Origin of the sequence: Bacillus sp. FSL R9-9530 (assembly GCF_038008145.1) — a bacterium.
In the GTDB taxonomy this organism is placed as follows: Bacteria; Bacillota; Bacilli; order Bacillales; family Bacillaceae_G; genus Bacillus_A; species Bacillus_A mycoides.
In genome coordinates this window covers 2,343,977-2,364,112 of sequence record NZ_JBBOYO010000001.1, presented here as the reverse complement: position 1 = coordinate 2,364,112, position 20,136 = coordinate 2,343,977, and the positions used below count along the sequence as shown (strand labels likewise).

At 36.6% G+C, this 20,136-nt stretch carries 8 protein-coding genes and 1 riboswitch; of the genes, 3 read left to right on the top strand and 5 right to left on the bottom strand.

The genetic code is table 11. From position 1 onward, the window contains the following. Window positions 1-37: 37 nt before the first annotated feature. A complete protein-coding gene (locus tag MKX66_RS11695) occupies window positions 38-15,070 on the bottom strand; it encodes a DUF11 domain-containing protein (protein ID WP_341086232.1) in 15,033 nt (5,010 codons plus the stop codon). 122 nt (window positions 15,071-15,192) lie between these two features. Between MKX66_RS11695 and MKX66_RS11690 the strand changes: the two genes are divergently transcribed. Then, window positions 15,193-16,053: a GNAT family N-acetyltransferase gene (locus MKX66_RS11690; protein WP_002126512.1), complete on the top strand. Its 861-nt coding sequence runs from the start codon at window positions 15,193-15,195 to the stop codon at window positions 16,051-16,053. A gap of 34 nt (window positions 16,054-16,087) precedes the next feature. Here MKX66_RS11690 and MKX66_RS11685 read toward each other — a convergent pair whose 3' ends face one another. Then, the gene (locus MKX66_RS11685; protein WP_137076495.1) at window positions 16,088-16,648 is read right to left on the bottom strand and encodes a cysteine hydrolase family protein; all 561 of its coding nucleotides are present in this window, start codon (window positions 16,646-16,648) and stop codon (window positions 16,088-16,090) included. Window positions 16,649-16,830: 182 nt separating this feature from the next. Here MKX66_RS11685 and MKX66_RS11680 point away from each other — a divergent pair, with 182 nt between their 5' ends. Continuing rightward, window positions 16,831-17,091: a DUF6123 family protein gene (locus MKX66_RS11680; protein WP_001195213.1), complete on the top strand. Its 261-nt coding sequence runs from the start codon at window positions 16,831-16,833 to the stop codon at window positions 17,089-17,091. Window positions 17,092-17,093: 2 nt separating this feature from the next. Here MKX66_RS11680 and MKX66_RS11675 read toward each other — a convergent pair whose 3' ends face one another. From MKX66_RS11675 to MKX66_RS11665, 3 genes are all read right to left on the bottom strand, one after another. Continuing rightward, on the bottom strand, window positions 17,094-17,999 hold the full coding sequence (locus tag MKX66_RS11675) for a DMT family transporter (protein WP_326996392.1): 906 nt from the start codon (window positions 17,997-17,999) through the stop codon (window positions 17,094-17,096). A 13-nt stretch (window positions 18,000-18,012) separates the two neighbouring features. Then, entirely contained in the window at window positions 18,013-18,399 is a 387-nt protein-coding gene (locus MKX66_RS11670; protein ID WP_000573873.1) for a reverse transcriptase-like protein, read from the bottom strand. 70 nt (window positions 18,400-18,469) lie between these two features. Next, window positions 18,470-19,342: an aldose 1-epimerase family protein gene (locus MKX66_RS11665; protein ID WP_326996393.1), complete on the bottom strand. Its 873-nt coding sequence runs from the start codon at window positions 19,340-19,342 to the stop codon at window positions 18,470-18,472. Window positions 19,343-19,474: 132 nt separating this feature from the next. Then, window positions 19,475-19,519, top strand: a riboswitch (PreQ1 riboswitch). 6 nt (window positions 19,520-19,525) lie between these two features. Between MKX66_RS11665 and MKX66_RS11660 the strand changes: the two genes are divergently transcribed. Further along, window positions 19,526-20,014, top strand: a complete 489-nt coding sequence (locus MKX66_RS11660; protein ID WP_002011909.1) for a QueT transporter family protein — start codon at window positions 19,526-19,528, stop codon at window positions 20,012-20,014. Window positions 20,015-20,136: the final 122 nt, after the last annotated feature.

Sequence of the window (20,136 nt, the reverse complement as noted above, 5' to 3'; positions counted from 1 at the left end):
TGGATATTATCCGAACTACAAGCTTTTTCTTTTTTGATTAACGCCACCAAATCCAAGTCCAAAAGTAATTTCGTATATTTCGAGGAGTAATGCGTATGAAACGTTCACCGTCAAAGAAACAATTTAAATTTGGAAGTGTTTCATCTGGATTTTCTGGAATGAAGGTGACGATGTTTTCGTTACTTGTAATGGTTACTGTGATTGGTGGATCGGTAGGAGAGACTTGAAGTTGTAAAGAAACGTTTGCCTTGTTTTTAAATTCATTATTAATAGGTGGACTTATCACTTGTACTGTGAATAACACGATAATTGTTTCGTTCGGTTCCAAATTAGTAGCGACTAGGAAACCGATATTCGGACTCGCTAGTGGAGAGCGTTCCCCATTAATGAAGACCGTACCGTTCATAAATTGTAAACCTGCTGGAATGGTGTCTTGTAATGAAATATTTGAAAGTGAAATCTCGGAAGTATTCGTAATACGCACTGTATAATCAAAATATTGGTTTAAATAAGCAGAGCTGACGGAAGCATTTTTTATCACTGCTGCCGTTATAAATTGAACTGGTATACGAACAATATTCGAATTGACAATGAAAATAATAATTGGATCCTGTGGTGTCAATTGGAAAGCAGCTGTAACTGTTGCGGAATTGATAATTGTACTGTTTGAAGGGATAGAAGTTACGAGAACTTTAAATGTTATAGTTGCTACTCCATCTGCCGATAAGGAACCAATGTTAATACCAGTGTCTGGTCGAATATTTGGAACCGGAGTACCGTTAATTGTTACACTGTTTTCTATAAATGTTGTACCAGCTGGAATCATATCTAAAACGGAAGTACTTACTGTAGGAATTGGGGAATGATTAAATACCTCTAATGTGAATGTAATAATATCTCCTATAACGACAGAAGATTTGTCAGCGTTTTTCTCAATGCGCACCATTGGATCAACGATCGTTGTTGTAACGGTATTTGTTTGCTTTGTAATTGTAATAGGTGGTTCATTCGGATCAATGGTAACAGTATAGGAAACAGAAGCGTCGTTATTGATAGCAGTTTGAAGAGTCGAAGAAGATATTGTTACTTGGAACGTAATGACAACAGATTCATTAGGAGCAAGGTTTCCTAATGGAATACCATTTTCAGGATTCGCATTAGGCTGATTGATCCCGTTAATCGTAACACTGCCAGTAATGAAAATTGTATCTACTGGTACGGTGTCTATGGCAAGAAGGTCTTCAATCGTTACATTACCGCTATTAGTAATTGTAATTGTATACGTTAAAGTTTGACTAGGTAATGCATTCGTGGCATTAACAGATTTTATGGCAACGACATTATCATTTTGGACAGTTGTTGTGACAGTATTTGTTGTAGTCGTATTTGTAACAGGTAAGTTATTTGGATTGACTATATAGTTAAAAGTAGTAATTGCTTTGTTGTTGAGTTCATTTGGTGTTGGAATAGAAGTTACAGTTACTTGGAATGAAGCGATGGCATCTCCACCTACAATTATAGTACCAATTGGTATGCCGCTTACTGGATTAACTCCCGGAACAGTTTCTCCGTTTACAATGACACTATTTTCTATAAACGTAGTACCTTGAGGAATAATATCTTGAATGACTACATCATCTGCTGAAACATTACCAGTTTGATTTAGTGTAATCGTATACGTTAACGTATCACCGACCGTTGCAAATGCAAGGTCAACAGTTTTATTGCTATTTAAATTCGCGTGATGAATTTCTGTTACGGCAGCTGATGAAATAATAGTTTCGGTAATAGGTGGCCTATCTGGTACCGTGTATTCATATTCAATTGTACTCGTGTTAGAGATTGGATTTGTTTGCGGAATGGAAATAACCCGGACTTGGAATAGAATAGTTGCTGTCGTATTAGGCGGAATGTTATCAATTTGTATACCGCTAAGTGGATTGTCATTTGGACGAGCGGTGCCATTCACAATAACACTGTTCTCTATAAAGCTCGTATTTGCTGGGATGATATCAGTAACGATAATGTTTTCTACTTGTATATTCCCATTGTTTGTGATGGAAATTGTGTAAGGGATGATAGTTTGTAGGTCAGCATATTGGATAGGCGTTGTTTTTGTTGCAATTACATTAGCAGAAATAACTTCAGTGAAGGTAATATTACTAGTCGATATTTGTTCTTCACCATTAATTGTATAACGAGAAGTGGATTGATTTTGAATACGACCGCTAGCTGGAAGAGCTAACACAGTAACGGAAAACGTGACTGGGATAGAAATGTTAGGAGCAATCGTTCCTACAAGTATACCAGTACTTGGATTCGCGTTAAGCTGAGGAATATTATTTACTAAAACGCTACCGTCTATAAAGGTTGTTCCATCAGGTATGTTGTCTGTAAATACAACAGCAGTAGCATCTGTATTTCCTATATTCGTTAAAGTTGTTGTATAAGTTAAAATGTCGCCAATCGTTACAGAAGTCGAATTAACAGTTTTCAGTGAAACGATATTGGCATCATTAATTTGGACGAAAGTAGTATTGGAAGTAGTAGATTTTTGAATTGGTGCAAAGTCAGGATTGAAAATAAAGTCGTAGACGATGTTTGCAGTATTAGGCGTTGGATTTAAAGCTGGTAAATTCGTAACGGAAACTTGGAACGTTATTGTAGTCGCTTGCCCTGACGCAATATTAGGAATGAAAAAGCCGATATTCGGATCTGCTGCAGGAAGTACAGTGTTGTTAACTGTTACACTTCCCGGAATAAATACTGTTCCATCTTCTATAGTATCTGTAAAAAAGATGGAGTTAGTTGTAGTAGATCCGTTATTTTGAATGAATACTGTATATTCAATGGTGTCATCAATATTAGCTAATACTTTATTAGCGGATTTTGTAGCGATAAGAATAGCATCAATAAATTGTATATTTGTAGTATTGGAAGAGGTCGTTTCTGAAATTGGTGGTGCGCTTGGTTCCGGTTGATATTCATAGTGTATAACAGCGATATTATTAATAGTATTTTGTGCAGGTATAGAGATTACATTTACTTGGAACGTAACAATAATCGTATTATTTGGAAGGATAATACCAAGATTGATACCGGTAATTGGATTTTCGTTAGGTCTTGGTATGCCATCTACAAGGATGCTATTTGGAACGAATGTGGTGCCAGCAGCAATTGCGTCAATTAGGAGAGTATTTGTAATAGGTACTGTACCAGCGTTTGTAACGGCGACTGTATATGTGATGATTTGACCGATGCGTGTAATGGATCTATTGGCGGATTTAATTGCACTAACATTTGCCGTCCGCACTTCCGTGTTTACTGCATTTGATAACGATCTACGCTGAATAATCGGAGAGCTAGGGTCAATTTGGTATTCGTACGAAGTGTCTGAAATATTAATGACTGTATTGCCGGACGGTATATTTGTAAGTTGTACTTGGAATGAAATAGTGACTGTTTCATTTGGTTGTATCGTGCTGAGAGTTACTCCGTTTTCAGGATTCGCGCCAGGCTGAATCACATTATTTATTGATAAGCTATCTTCAATGAATATAGTACCTTCTGGAATGTTATCAATAAACACGGTATTGTTAGCTGGAATGGTTCCTATATTTTGTAGTGTATTTGTGTAGGTAATAATTTGCCCAATTGATACGAAAGTTACATCCGCGCTTTTAACAGAAATAATATTTGCATTTTGAAGTGATGTTGTAACAATGTTAGAATTTGCAGAGCGATTCACCGGTGGAGCTGTAGGAATACTTATATATTGGTAATTTGCAGAAGATTGATTTACAATTTCGGTTTCAGTAGGTGGATTGTTTGTTTGCACTTGAAATAGTATCGTTTTGGAACTGTTTGCTGGAATTGTTCCAAGTGGTATTCCGTTTTCTGGATTTACACCTGGCTGCAGGACACCGTTAATTGTGACACTATCGGAAACGAATGTAGTCCCAGTTGGAATAGAATCTGTAAAAATAATATTTATTGCGTCAACATTGCCGATATTTTTCACTTCAGAAATATAAAGTATAGTTCCACCAATATCTACAGTTATTGGATTGGACGTTTTTGTAATTGTCAATTGTGCTTGCACGAAATTTGTAATGACAATATTACTTGTAGATGTTTCAGTAATAGGCGGCTGGCTTGGATCTGGTTGAATTGAATATGTTGTATTGGATTGATTTGTAATCGATTCTTGCGAGAATGAATCGTTAATAAGAATTTGGAACGAAATAAGGTGAGTAGCGTTTGCTACTAGGTTAGGCAAAGCAACCCCTACATTTGGATTTGCACCAAGTATAGCTGTTCCATTAAGTGTAAAACTATTTTCTACGAATGTAGTCCCTTCTGGAATAGTATCTGAAAATATGAGATTAGTAGCTGGAATATTTCCGGTATTTTCTAGCGTTATCGTATAAGTCAAAATATCACCTGTTGTTGCTTGTTGTGCATTGACAGCTTTTAAAGAAAGAACATTCGCATCCGAAATTTGTGTGAAAGCTGGATTAGACGTAATTGTTCGAGAGATGATAGGAGAGGTTGGATCGGCGATAAAAGTATAGTCAATACGGGCTATATTAGAAATTGGATTCACGCTTGGAATGGATTGAACGATAACTTGGAATGTGACGGTGACAATTTCTGACGGCGCAACGGAGTTTAATGGTATTCCTACGTTTGGATCGGCACCTGGAACTGAAACGCCATTAATGGTCACGCTATTCGGAATAAATGCAGTTCCTTCTGGGACCAAATCTGTTAAAGTAACTGTATTTGCAGTTGTATTTCCGTTATTTTGAACGACTACCGTGTAAGTGATTGTACCGTTAGTAGATTGTACGAGAGAATCTGTATTTTTAATTACGGATAACGATGCATCAACGACAGCTGTATTAACCGTATTAGATGAGGATGTTGCTGTAACTGGAGGTTGACTTGGATCGACAATATACGTGTAACTTGTAATGGCTTGATTTATAATCGCCCCTTGCGGTGGAATAGAACTTGCAAGAAATTGGAACGTAATAGTAGCAGAATCACCTGGTGCGATAATACCAACTGGAATACCGAGAGTTGGACTTGCATCTGGAAGTGAAATCCCGTTAAGCGTGACACTATTTGGAACAAATAATGCCCCTTCAGGAACTCCGTTAATGAGTAATACAGAATTTGCAGGGAAGTTTCCAGTATTCGTTAATGTTGCTGTATACGTAATTATATCTCCGATAGATACGATTGTACGATTTGCTTCTAAAACAGTTGTAACAGTCGCGTTATTAATTTGTGTGGAAGCACTATTAGAAGTTATTGTGCCTGTAACAGGAGGAGAGGCCGGATCAACAATGAATGCGTATTGAATAGACGCAACGTTTGTAATTGGGTTTGAAGGTGGAGTAGATGTAACTATGACTTGGAAAGTAATGGTTAAGGAACTGTTCGTACTAACGGTTCCGATATTAACTCCGTTATTTGGATTTGCACCTGGAATGGTACTTCCATTTACAGCGAAACTATTTTCAACAAAGGTCGTTCCAGCTGGAATAAGATCTGAGAAATTTAAATTCGTAGCGGTTGTATTGCCGCTGTTTTGAATCAAAACTGTATAAGTGATTGTGTCTCCGATATTCGCAAAGGCTGTATTAGCAGTTTTTACAGCTGAAAGTATTGCTGAATTAATAGAAGTAACGAAGACGTTCGTCTCCACATTGCCAGGCTGAGCCTGTAATGAATTGCCTACGTTATATTGGAAGTTAACAAATCCTAAGTTTTGGAGTTCAGGTGTGAAGGTTGTTGGATTGCTTATTATTTGGACTTGGAACATAATTGTTACGATTTGATTTGGAGTTATCGTATTTATGCCAACACCGTCAATGATAGAAGCGGATGGTAATGAAGTGCCATCAACAATGACTGATCCTGCAACAAATTGTGTCCATGTCGGTATAGGGTCTGAGAAAACAACGTTGTTAGCAGAGATATTTCCTGTATTCGTAATAGTGGTTGTATACGTAATCGTATCACCGATCGTTGCAAAAGCTTTATCTCCTATTTTAATAGTGTTTAAAATAGCACTTTCAATTTTTGTTGTAACGCTATTAGAAGTAATATTTTTTGAAACAGGTGGATTAGCCGGATTAACGATATGCTGGAAGCTAACGCTAGCTTGATTGGTAATTGGATTTATAGGTGGAATTTCATTGGCATTAATATGAAATGCTACGATGACAGATTCGTTTGGCGCGATATCACCAATTGGAACGCCTGTAATGATATCTGCATTTGGGATGCTAATTCCGTTAAGTGTAAAACTATTCGGTTCAAAGGAAGTTCCGGCTGGAATAAGGTCGGTAAAAATAACATTCGTCGCACTAACATTTCCGCTATTTGTAATCGTAACTGAGTAGACAATATCTTGCCCAATATCTACTGTTTCCACATTTGAATTTTTTTGTGCAGTAAGGATAGCGCTATTAACTTGTGTTGTCGTTGTATTAGATTGATTAGAGGTTGAAATGAACGGCTGATCTGGATCAACAATATAACGGTAAGTGGTAAGAGCCGAATTAGAAATAGGATTGTTGATTGGGAGGGTTGAAACGATGGCTTGGAATGTGACGATTGATGTGTTTCCACCATTAATTGAACCGATATTTACACCAGTAGATAAATCAGCGTTTGGAATGGTTTGCCCATTAACTGTGAAACTGTTTGGAACGAAACTTAAATTGCTATCAAGTATATCGATAACGGTAACATCAGTAGCAGCCACATTCCCGGTATTAGGAAGGTTAAGTGTAAATGTTATTGTATTACCAACATCCGCAAAAGTAAGATTTGCTGTTTTTGTGCTAATAATATTTGCGTTGTTTATTTGAAGAAGTGTAGTGTTGGAGCTAGCTGTATTCGATACCGGCGGATTACTTGGATCAACAGTAAACTCATATGTCGTTGATGCTGTATTCGGTGCTGGATTAATAGGTGGAATGCTGTTCACTGTAACTTGAAAGACGATACTATATATTTCATTTGGTGGAAGTGCTGCAAGTAATACACCTGTATTTGGATCCGCATTAGGTTGTAAAATGCCATCGACAGTTAATGTGTTAGGAACAAATGTGAGTCCACTTGGTAATACATCTGTGAATACAATATTAGTTGCATCCGTATTGCCTACATTGGCAATAGAAGTAGTGTAAAAAGCAGTTTGCCCGACATCTGCAAAGGATAGACTTTCATTTTTCGTCATAGATAATATAGCTTCTCTAATTTGTGTTGAAACAGGATTACTAATTGAAGTTTCTGCATCAGGCGGTGAGACTAATTGATACGATGTTGATGAGAAATTTACAATTGGGTTTTCGGTTGGTAATGACGCCATGTTTACTTGGAATGAAACAGTTACTGTAGACCCAGCTGTTATAGGCCCAATATTTACACCGTTCGATGGGTCCGCACCACTTTGAGAAACCCCGTTAATAGAAAATGAGTTTGCAATAAATGTAGTTCCGCTCGGCATTGTATCTGAGAAAATAACATTTTGTGCGGATGAGTTTCCATTGTTTGTTAAAGTAACAGTATAGGTGAGTGTGTCTCCAACACGACTAAAGGATTTATCGACTTGTTTTAATGAAAGAATGGTAGCTGTGTTAATTGTAGTGAACACTGTGTTTGAAGTAACATTCCTTGAAACAATAGGGGCATTAGGGTCAGCGATAAATGTGTAAGAAGCACTAGCCGAATTGGCAATAGGATTTTGAACGGGAGTAGAAGTAGCGGTAACTTGAAATGCTATTGATATTGAGTTGTTAGGAGCTATTGCTCCAATCGTTATACCTGTATTAGGATTAAGACCAATTTGCGTGATGCCATCTATTGTAACGCTATCAGTAATAAACGTTGTACCATCTGGTATAAGGTCAGTGAAAGTAATATTAGTTGCGTTTGTATTACCACTATTCGTTAAAATTGTCGTATAGGTAATGGTATCACCTAGCGTTACAAGTGTTTGATCGACTGATTTAATCATCGTAATCATAGCATCTAATACAGGGTTTGTAACGATATTCGTTGAAATAGAAGTTGTAACAGGAGCTCCGCTTGGATCAACAGTATAAGAATATAAAATTGTGTCATTATCCATAATCGAGCTTGAAGGGGGAATAGAAATAACATTTACTTGGAAAGTAACGGTTACTGTCGCGCCAGGAGCGATATTTGGTAAATTTACTCCAAGTGCTGGTTGCGCACCAGGTTGCTGAACTCCATTTACTGTAACTGAATTTGGTATGAATGTAGTGCTAGCTGGAATAGCGCTTGTGAATGTTATATTCGTTGCTGCTGTATTCCCTGTATTTGTAATAGTAGTGGTATACGTAATCGTATCTCCAACTGAAACTATAGATTTATCAGCACTTTTTTGGGTTGTTAAAATTGCACTATTAATAGTTGTCGAAACCGCATTAGATACATTCGTTTGTGATACGGCAGGTTGGCTAGGATCGACCACATGTGCAAATTGTACAGAACTAAAATTAGAAATTGGATTTATACTTGGAATGTTTGTAACAAGTACGTTGAGAGTAATAATGGCCGTTCCACCTGGATTTATATTTTCAATCTGTATCCCGCTAGCTGGATTTCCAATTTGCTGTGTACCAGAATCGCTTGTAAGAGTCCCGGAAATAAATGTCGTTCCGTCAGGTAAAATATCTGTGAAAATTATATTTTGTGAAGTGACATTTCCAGGGTTATTTAATGTAATTGTATAAGAAATTGTATCGCCGATCGTTGCGAAATTTTTATCCGCGGATTTAACCGCTACAATTTCCCCGGAATTTATTTGTGTCGAAACAGAATTGGATGTTGTACTTCGTGAAACGAGTGGTAAATTAGGTCCTGTCATAAATTGATAATTAATAGAAGCACCGTTTACAACCGGTGAGTTTGGTCCCCCAGGCCCAATTGTGAAAATTGGATTTGGAATACTAACTACTTGCACGCGGAAGGTGACGTTTATAAAATCTCCTGTAATAATATCTCCAATTGGTATCCCATTCGCTGGATTTACTCCAGGTAATAAAACCCCACCTACTCGAACGCTATCTTCTATAAATACTGTATTATTTGGAATCGGATCTGTAAAAATGATATTAGTAGCAGTCGTGTTCCCTATATTTTCTAATAAAACAGTATACGTTAAAAATGAATTTCCAGGTGCTACGTCAGAAAAGATACGATTCACACTTTTCGTTGCTTGAATGATTGCTTCATTTATTTGAACTAAGACCGGATTACTAGTAGCCGTTTCTGTAACAGGCGGCTCGGTAGGATCAATAATAATAGAGTATGTTGTGCTAGATTGGTTCATCGTAGGGTTTGAAGCTGGTATTGAACCGACAATGGCTTGGAAACTAATGGTTGTCGTTCCTCCAACTGGAATTGGGTCTAAAGGAACCCCGTTATCTGGCCTAAATCCAAGTTGTGGGATGGTATTAATTTGTACGCTATCAGGCACGAATGAAAGTTCAGGTGGTAATATATCTATAAAAACAGGTGTGTTTGCAGTTGTATTTCCACTATTGGTAAGGGTTGTTGTATACGTAATTGTATCTCCAACAGCAGCAAATGCACTACTCGCAGTTTTTGTTGCGATAACGGAAGCAGTATTTACTTGTGTAAAAGTTTTATTGGATTTAACTGTTCGTGAAACAGGTGGTTCATTAATATCTACAATAAAACTATATTGAACCGATGATTTATTAGGGATTGGATTAGGATTGGGAATCGTTGCAATGTTTACTTGAAAGCTGAGTATAACTGATGCATTTGAATTTATGTTACCGATATTGATACCATTTTGTGGATTTGCATTAGGAATGGTTGTTCCATTTACTGTAAAACTATTTGGAATAAACGTTGTACCATCTGGAATTAAATCTGTAAAAATAACATTGTTTGCGGTAGTGTTACCGGAATTAGTAATGGTGGAAGTGAAAGTAAGTGTATCTCCAATAGTAGCGAATGTTGAATTGACAGTTTTATTTATAGATAGAGTAGCATCAATAATTGGAGTAACCGTTGTGTTTGTAATTGTACTACCAACAGCAGGTGATTGGTTTGGATTCACTGTATATTCATAATTTACAAGGGCGTTATTTGTTAATGTGCCACTAGGCGGTATCGCTAAAATTTGTGCTTGAAAAGAAATAAATACAGTATTACCTGGTGGAATATCTGCTAAGTGAATACCAAGTGATGGATCTAATCCTGGTTGTGGAACATTATTGATAGTTACGGAGTTTTGGATAAATGAAGCTCCTGCGCCAAGTCCATCCGTTAAAACATTTGCACTAGCAGGGATATTTCCAGTGTTTGTAACTGCAATCGTATAGGTAACGATATCTCCAATTGCAGCTGTCGGTGTATTCACTGATTTAGTAGCGACGATCGTAGCGTTATTAATTTGAGTTGTTATTACGTTACTTAACGCATTGGCGGATGCTGGAGGTAAGTTAGGATTTACGAAATATTGGTACGTTGTATTACTTTGGTTCGGGATTGGATTTGGATTAGGGATGGAATTTACTATTACTTGAAATGAGATTGTTGTATTTGTATTGGGGTTTATTGGATCAATTGCTACGCCATTTACTGGATTTATATTAGGGAGTGTAGTACCATTTACTGTTACACTATTTGGAATAAATGAAGTCCCACTTGGAATGGCATCTGTAAATACTATATTTGATGCAAGTGTATTCCCGCTATTTGTTAAAGTAGTCGTGTACGTAATAATATCATTTACGTTAGCGAACTGTTTATCTGCAGATTTTGTAGCGGCAATTGAGGCGTTATTAATAGTTGTCTGTACCGTGTTAGAAGCCACCATCTGCATTACAGCTGGTTTGGATGGATCGTACGTATATTGGAATGTTGTGCCTGATTGATTCGTAATCGGATTTACAGCAGGGATAGTTGGTACAAGAACCTGGAATGCAACGGTTCGTGATGAATTCGCTCCTATCGTACCGATAAAAATACCGTTAGCAGGATTTGCATTTGCTATAGGGACATTGTTAATCGTTACAGTATTAGGAATGAACAGGGTACCCGCTGGAATGATATCTGTAAACGTTACATTAGAAGCAGGGATATTCCCGTTATTTGTTAAAATAGTCGCATATAATATGACATCACCAACATCAGCGAAATTTGTGCTCGTTAGTTTTGTAGCAACAATATTAGCAGTATTAATTTGTGTAGTTACTATATTACTAGTAGCGTTTTTCACAACAACAGGTAAATTTGGATCAGCGATAAAGTTATATTGAAGTGAAGCGCTATTTTGAATTGGATTTGGTGAAGGTAGCCCATTTGCACTTATTTGAAAAACAATCGTTGTAAAACCACCTGCAGGAATGGAGCCGACTTGAAGGCCGGTACTTGGGTCTGCACCTAGCTGTAAAGCGCCACCTATAAAAATACTATTTGGTACGATAGTGGTGCCGGGAGGGATTATATCGGTAACAACAACATTGTTTGCTGTAGTATTCCCAAGGTTAGCTAAGGAAATTGTATATGTGATTGGTTGCCCGACATCGGCAATAGTTAAACCTACCTCTTTGACAATAACTACATTTGCTAAATTAATTTGTGTACTTACAGTATTACTTAAAGATGTTTCTATAATTGGTGGATCACCTGGATTTAGAACGAAACTATACTGTGTACTCGATGAATTAGTTGTTGGATTTTGGGCTGGTAAAGCAGTGACAGTTACTTGATAAGAAACGGTAATTAATCCGCTAGCAGGAATAGAAGGTAACAGGACACCGATATTTGGATCTGCATTGTTTTGCAAAACGCCATTAATAAGAAAAGTATTTGGAATAAAGGTAGTACCATCTGGATTTATATCTATGAAAGTAGGATTATCAGCAGAAACGCTTCCTGCATTCGTTAAAATAACGGTATAAGTTAATATATCTCCAACAGTAGCGAACGCTCGATCCACTGATTTTGCCGAAATTACATTTGCATCATTAACTTGGATAAATGTAGTGTTTGTAGTTGTGTTTGTACTTACAGGAGAAGCGTTTGGATCAACGATAAAGTTATAGGAGATGGAAGCGCTATTCAAAATAGGATTAGGATTTGGAATACTAGTTATTAATATTTGGAATGAAGCTGTAATTGTAGTATTAGCATTGATGCTACCAATATTGATGCTAGCTGGTGTTGCGCCCAGCTGAGTAACACCGTTAACTATAACACTGTTCGGTACAAAGGAAGTGCCATTCGCAATGGAATCGGATAGTAATACATTGTTCGCTGTAACATTTCCATCGTTTGTAAGAGAAAAGGTGTAAGTTAATACATCTCCAACTTCCGCAAACGTTTGACTTACAGATTTATTAGCATGAAGATTTGCTAGTCTAATTGTTGATGTAACAGAATTAGAATTTGCAGTTTTTGAAGTTGGTGGCAGGCTTGGATTTACAGTGTAAATATAAGAGGCGAAAGCGTTATTAATGATAGGGTTTTGTGCAGTAATATTGATGACTGTTACTTGGAAGGATAAGGTGAAAGTAGCTCCGCCAGGAATTGTGCCGATAGGTAAAGCAACGAGAGAATCTACATTTTGCAAAACGCCGTTGAGCGTTACAGAACCTAATGTTAATATCGTTCCGTTTGGAAGTGGATCTGTTAGTTGAACGTTATTAGCGGGCGTATTTCCACTGTTTGTAATAAGGATTGTATAACTTATCGTTTCGCCAATTGTGGCAAATTGTTTATTTGTAGATTTTGTTAATGATAAATTCGCATTGTTAATTTGAGTAGAAACGAGATTAGAAGAAATGTTTTTCGTAACGGGCGATTGGCTAGGGTTGACGGTGTACTGATAAGAAGCGCTTGATCCGTTAGATACGACATTTGACGCGGGTATTGTATTAACTACTACTTGAAATGAAACGTTTTTGGTTGTGCCAGTTGCGATGGATCCTATATTCACACCGTTAGCCGGATTTGCTCCAACTTGTGTCGTACCATCTATTGTTAAACTGTTTAGGACAAAAGTTGTTCCTGTAGGAATGACATCTGTAAAAATAACATTGTTCGCATTCGTATTACCTGTTCCTGTAAAGGCAACAGTGTAAGTCAGTGTATCGCCAATATCTGCATAGTTTTTATCTACTGCTTTTGTCATTGTTACAGTAGCATTATTCACTTGCGTGGAGACAATATTCGTCGTGTCAGTCCCGCTTACTGCCGGCTGGTTTGGTACAGGAATGTATTGATATGTTGTTGTACCACTATTTAATATTGGATTTGTTTGTGGGATAGAAGGAACAAATACTTGAAAGGAAATAGTAGTAGTAGAATTTGCAGCAATAGATCCAATTGATATACCATTAGCGGGATTTGCTCCCCCTTGAGTAACTCCGTTAACAGTTACACTCCCTGGAATGAAAGTAGTCCCGCTAGGAATCGGATCTGTATATATAACATTAGTTGCAGCGATATTTCCTATATTAGCTAAGGCAATACTGTAAGTTAACGTTTCACCAATATCGGTAAAAAGTTTGTTAACTGATTTTGTGCCATTAATATCTGCGAGGTTAATTTGTGTTCCTGCAGAGTTACTTGTTGCAAGACCGTTAAAAGTCGTTCCTCCGGCAATCGGTGTATATTGAAATGTAATATTAGCAGTGTTAGAGATAGGATTTTGACTTGGAAGAGAAACGACAGTCGCTTGGAAAGCTACTGTACGAGAAGAGCCATTATTAATTGTCCCCAGAGATATACCGGCGACCGGATTTGCGTTTGTTTGTGGTACGTTATCTATCGTTACGCTTCCAGGTATAAAGGAAGTACCGTTAGGGAGAACATCTGTAAAAGTAACGTTATTTGCAGGAAGAAGCCCGGTGTTAGGAACAGTAACTGTATAGGTTAGAATATCTCCAATTGTAGCGACACTTTTATTCACGCTTTTAGTTGCTTGTATATTAGGTGAGTTTATATTGATTTGTAAACCGACTGTATTTAACATATATGCATCCCCGTTAGTAGTTAAACGAATTGCGGCAGATACTTGGGAATTTGTTAAATAAGGAGAAATATCAATGGAAGTAATGTCCCATCCTTGTCTTCCAGCGGAGATATTTGTACTTGTAGAGGCACTCTGGTTTCGCGTTCCAAATGTACCAGTTGTATCTAAGCTCCCTGCAGCATTATTAATTTGAGAACCGAAGAAATTATTAACAGCATTATTTGGCCCAGATAATGCATTTAATGAACTGAAATTTGGTCCAAATAAAGCTTGATCCCCAGTTAAATCAGCATCCCCTTCAGTAGAACTTAAAAATAATCTCCCGCTTACAGGTCCCCCGGCAGGTGTTAAAAACCCTGAGACAGATACATCTGCACTACCGGTTTCTACAGAAACACGGTTACCAGCTACGTAAATTGTTAAATTTCTTGCGGGTAATGAGCCGTTTTGATAAGCGACAATAAGCGTCCATCCTGCAGAATTAATGGCTCCATTAGAAGCGTCTAAAGGATCTACAAGTCCAGGAACAGAACCTGTTGTATAAGATCCAGATCCAGCAGCTTGAACGAGTGATGTTACATCCGCTGATCGTGTATAAAATCCAAATGTGACAGATCCAGAAACGAATGTTTGATTTGAAGCTGTAACAGCTGAAGGGGTAATCGAGTATGTTGACACAGGTGTTGTAAAAGAAACTGGGTTTCCTAATACACTCGTAATGTTTTGATCACGAGATAAATAGTTTCCACCCCAAACAAGTTCTGCGTAAAGAATAGTGCTACCAGCAGGGATATTTAAAAGAGCGGTAGAACTATTTTGTGTATAGTTTAACGTTGTACCAGCAGGAAAAGTAGGTACTTGTAAAGCAGTATTCGTAGTTACGAATGCACCAATTGCCCCGATTGTACCAGCACGGTTTAGATTACTAATTTTACTTAAGCCTAGTGTATTTCCTGTAATAGCGAGTGCGCCGTTAGTGGTGGTAGAAAATCGATTCGTAATGGGCATGTTGTCACCTCATTTACAATATAGTCTTGGTCAAAATAGGATATGTGTGTGTGTGATAAAGGGAAACATGTACAAGTTGATTCATGCAGAATGGTTCAAACGTCTAAAGAAGGAGATGGGGAATGATTGAAGTGGAGATTAGGGTGGAGCGTCTTAGGAAAGGGAAAATAGAGGATATTGTAGCATTATCTTCTCATATTGGCTGGGATTACAACAGAGAGGAAATTGAGATGATTTTGAATACGGGTATAGTATATGGTGTAGTAAATGAGAGAGAAGAGCTTATTGCTAGCGCAGCAATTATACTATACGGGGAGACATTAGCCTCAATTGGAATGGTAATTGTACATCCAGATTATAAAGGAAGAGGGATTGGAAAGATAATAACGGATTTATGTGTTAAAAGCGTATTAACTCAAACCCCCATTATGCTTATTGCCACGGATGAGGGAAAAATTTTATATGAAAAACTAGGATTCAGGGCTGTTAGTTATGTTTCTAAATACATATGTAACTCGTACAATGCGAACTACCATTGTGTAGGAAATGAAGAGTATATTGTGAATTATGAAGAACGTGATTTAGAAGAAATAATACAAATAGATAAAGATGCATTTGGAACAAATAGAGAAGAGTTTTTAAAGTATCGAATTATTCAAAGTGAACAATGTATTGTTACAAAGGATGCACAACAAAATGTATTAGGTTACGGTTTAAGTATACAAACGCCAGAAAATAAAATAATAGGACCGGTCGTTGCTAAAAATGATGCGATGGCAATGAGAATGGTACATTATTTAGCAAGAGAGCATCATGGTAAATTAAGAATTGATGTACCAGAAGGAAAGAAAGGTTTCATGAAAGAATTAGAGATTACTGGTTTTCAAAAGGTTAATACCCCACCAATTATGATAAAAAATAGTGATCAATTTTTGAAAAGAAATGGAGAACTATACAGTATTGCAGCGCAAATTTTTGGATAAAAAAGAATCCTTTTGTGAAAAGGATTCTTTTTCGTTAATCACGATATTGGTCGTGAGTTGGCTGAAAGAGGTCTTCCTCGACATCTCTCACCATAGAAAAATGATCAACATTATAATGACCGTGTAGAGTTTTATTATGATGACCAATAATTTGCTCTGCAGACAATACGTCAGAATCAGTTGTGGAATGACCATTTTTAATTAATGTAACGTCAAATCCTTGTACAGTAGCTGTTCTAACTGCGGTGTCAATGCAATGTTCTGTTTTACATCCACCTATAACAATATGATTAATTTTTTCTTCTTTTAAAAGTTCAAGTAAAGAAGTGCCATAGAATGAGTTTGTTGCTGCTTTATTAATAAGGATTGCAGACTGAGGTACTTTAATTTGATTATGTACTTCAAATCCTTCTCCGCTACCAGAAGCAACATCGATATCTCTTACGAAAACAGTAAGGGCATTTGCATCTATTGCTTTCTGTACGGCTGTATTTAGTGTAGATAATAGCTCGGTTTTACGAAAAACTTCATTTTCTTGTTCATTTCCATCCATTAATTCTTGCTGAGCATCGATAATTAATAGTGCTTGTTTCATTCGATATCCCCTTTAATATAAAATAAATTCCACTTTACATATTCTTTTATATTGTAAGGAACTCCTTTTTTTTCTAAGAAGTAGACGATAGATTTACAAAGTTGTCAAATAAATTTCATTCTCATAGAGTATAAAAACATGTATGATAGGAAGTGGAGAATTTTTGAGTAGGTGGGAATATCATGCAAACAGTAGAAGATTATCTTTCATTCTTACATACGAAAGGATTTAAATTATCAGAGGAAGCACAAGGATTTATTATGTTCGGACAAGGATATACTGGTGCATCTGATGGGATTGTGAACGTAGCAATAGAAGCGACGATTAAACATCAATTACAGTTTGATGGCAGTTATTTTGTTGCGTTATTAGAACGATTGAAAGAAGAAGAAATTACAGATAAAAAAAGCGCTAAGGCTTTTATGCGGAAGTTACAAGCATAACTTCACGCAGCCTGCGCTTCTTTTTTTGTTTTGGAAGGTAATTCAACAAAAACCATACCTAGGAAAATACATAGACATCCAATAATAGCAGAAATAGAAAGCTGTTCATTTGCAACTAGAACGCCTGTTAATGCAGCAAAAACGGGCTCCATTGCGAAAATAATTGCTACTCTTGTTGGAGAAGTATGTTTTTGTGCCGATGTTTGAATGAAAAAAGCAATGGATGTCGCAAATAGGGAAGTTAGAAATAGAGCGAATAAAAAGGATTGATTCGTCCATAGTGAAACTGAAAATAATTTTTCCCAATCTTCAAACAAAAAAGCGCAAATAGAAGAAAATATACCGACAGCTAATACTTGAGAGGTGCTTAGTAATAAAGGTGATATTTTCTTAGAAAAGAAACCGTTAACAAGAATATGGGCAGCAAAAGCAACTGCACAACCGAGAACGAGTATATCTCCAATGTTTAATTGAAAAGAATCACCAGCCGTTAATAAGTATAAACCTGCTGTTGCTACAGCAATGCCAAGTACGATGAAAATGGTAGCTTTTTGTTTTAAAAAGATAAAAGACAAAATTGGTACCATAACGATACTAAGCCCTGTTAAGAAACCAGCTTTTGAAGAAGTTGTATAAAGTAAGCCGAATGTTTGTAATACATAGCCAACACATAAAAAGAATCCAACAATCAATCCAGCGAGACTACTCTGTTTTATATCTTGTTTTGAAGCTTTTTTTGAGAAAATCATTTGAACGAATAATAAAATAATTCCAGCGAATAAAAAGCGAATCCCATTAAAAGTAAATGGATCAACGAAAGACATAGCATTTTGGACGACAACAAACGTAGCTCCCCAAATAAAAGAGACAAATAATAAAGCAAGAGGAGCAATCCAATCTTTTTTCACACTCATACCCCCGTTAATTTTGTAAGATAGCTTTTCTAGCTAATTCATCAGCAACTTTATTTTGACTACTTGGAATCCACTTAATAAAAAAGAGATCGAAACTTTTTATGTACTGCAATGCTTCCTCTAATAGTGGTGCAAACATTTTATTTTTTGCGTATTCTTTTTCGACAGCTCGCTCGACAAGCTGCGAATCGGTACGAAAAGAGACAATGTTATAATTATGCTCCGTGCAATATTTTAATGCCGCAAGTAAAGCGTGGTATTCTGCTTCATGATTGGACATTGTCCCAAGGGGCAATGATAACTGTACAGCTGGTTGCACCCCTTTAATAAACACTCCTGCACCAGAAGGACCAGGATTTCCTTTTGATGCACCATCAATATATACTTCAATCAAAATGAGAAACCTCCAAATTATAAGATGATCCCCTACTTATATGTTTCTTTGAAGTAGGGGATAGAGTAACTTAGCCGATTGTAATACTATAACGACATGTAAATGTTTCATTCGTTTGTAAAGATTGAATTCCTTTTTTTTCCTTGAAATCTTTTGCCGGATTTACTTCATCAGCAATCCCGTACCAAGGTTCAATACATAAGAAAGGTGCGTTCTCGCCTGGTGTCCATACACCGACAAATGGGAATCCGTCAAATTCTACTTTTACAAATTTATTATGTTTATGAGAACGAATAGAGATTTCATCCGTATTCATATTTTCAAAAATAAGTGCATCATTTTTGAATAAATCGTATGTAAGTGGTAATTCATTCGTATTTTCAGCGATTAATTGCTTTTTACTTGAAAGATAAGGTCCTTCTAGTACGCTTGTTTCTAAGCGTTCAGAACCATTAAATGATAAATGATAATCTGTAAATGATTCGCCCTCTAATAAGGGGAAGTTGAAACCAGGATGTGCTCCGATTGAGAAGAATATCTCTTTTGAAGTAGGGTTATTTACTTCATATGTTACATGAACGATTTGTCCATCTAGCTCATAAGAAACGAGTAATTCGAATTCGTATGGGTATTTTTTTAATGTTTCTTCATTACTAGTAACAATATAAGTAATATTCGTTTCACTTTGTTCTTTTACAGAGAATGTAAGATCACGAGCAAAGCCGTGTTGTGTTAAAGAATATGGTTTACCATCTACGTAGTATGTATTATCTACTAATCGGCCGACAATTGGGAATAAAATTGGTGCGCGGCGCCCCCAATAAGTAGAATCGCCTTGCCATAAGTATTCAGTGTTATCTTCTTTTAAGCGAACGCTTTGTAATTCTGCACCTTTGTCAGAAATGGAAACGATCACTTTTTCATTTTGAATTGTTGCTGTCATGAAGTGAAACCTCCTAAAACTTTCATATGTTTTATTATACGTTTTCTAAAAGAAAAAAGGTAGTTAATGATAGGAATCTATTGACGAGAGAGTGTCTATTGCGTAGAATATATTCTTGTTGCTTAAAAAACGAATAACGTGGTTCGAAACCATCCCACGTAAAAAAACTAAGGAGATTTTGTCATGAATATAAGGACATTAGTCGGTAATGGTATTTTAGCGGCATTATATATTGCTGTTTCTATGCTTATTCAGCCATTTGGCTTTACCAGTGTACAGTTTCGTATTTCAGAGATGTTTAATCATCTTGTTGTATTCAATAAGAAAGCAATTTACGGGATTGTATTAGGTGTATTTTTAACGAATCTCTTTTTCTCACCTATGATCGCTTATGATTTAGTATTTGGAGTAGGGCAATCCATTCTTGCATTACTTGCAACTATTATTTCTATGCGCTTCATTAAAGGTGTTTGGGCTCGTATGATTTTTAATACAGTTATTTTTACAGTCACAATGTTTATGATTGCAATTGAACTTCATCTTGCGTTTGATCTGCCATTTTTATTGACATGGCTAACTTGTGCAGTTGGTGAATTTGTTGTAATGGCAATTGGTATGCCTGTAATGTACTGGATTAATAAGCGAGTGCAATTTGAAAGATTTATGCAATAGATGAAAGAGCTGTCCTTACTTAGGATGGCTCTTTTTGTATGTGATTAAATTGTATATAATACTGTGACTTTTGATAAAATATAATAAAATAAAGTGAAACTTTAATCAGTGGGGGGACCCCA

Excerpts from the sequence above, each read along its gene's own strand:
- MKX66_RS11680 (WP_001195213.1), top strand. The coding sequence starts at position 16,831 with ATGCAAACAGTAGAAGATTATCTTTCATTCTTACATACGAAAGGATTT.
- MKX66_RS11690 (WP_002126512.1), top strand. The coding sequence starts at position 15,193 with ATGATTGAAGTGGAGATTAGGGTGGAGCGTCTTAGGAAAGGGAAAATA.
- MKX66_RS11665 (WP_326996393.1), bottom strand. The coding sequence starts at position 19,342 with ATGACAGCAACAATTCAAAATGAAAAAGTGATCGTTTCCATTTCTGAC.
- MKX66_RS11660 (WP_002011909.1), top strand. The coding sequence starts at position 19,526 with ATGAATATAAGGACATTAGTCGGTAATGGTATTTTAGCGGCATTATAT.
- MKX66_RS11685 (WP_137076495.1), bottom strand. The coding sequence starts at position 16,648 with ATGAAACAAGCACTATTAATTATCGATGCTCAGCAAGAATTAATGGAT.
- MKX66_RS11695 (WP_341086232.1), bottom strand. The coding sequence starts at position 15,070 with ATGCCCATTACGAATCGATTTTCTACCACCACTAACGGCGCACTCGCT.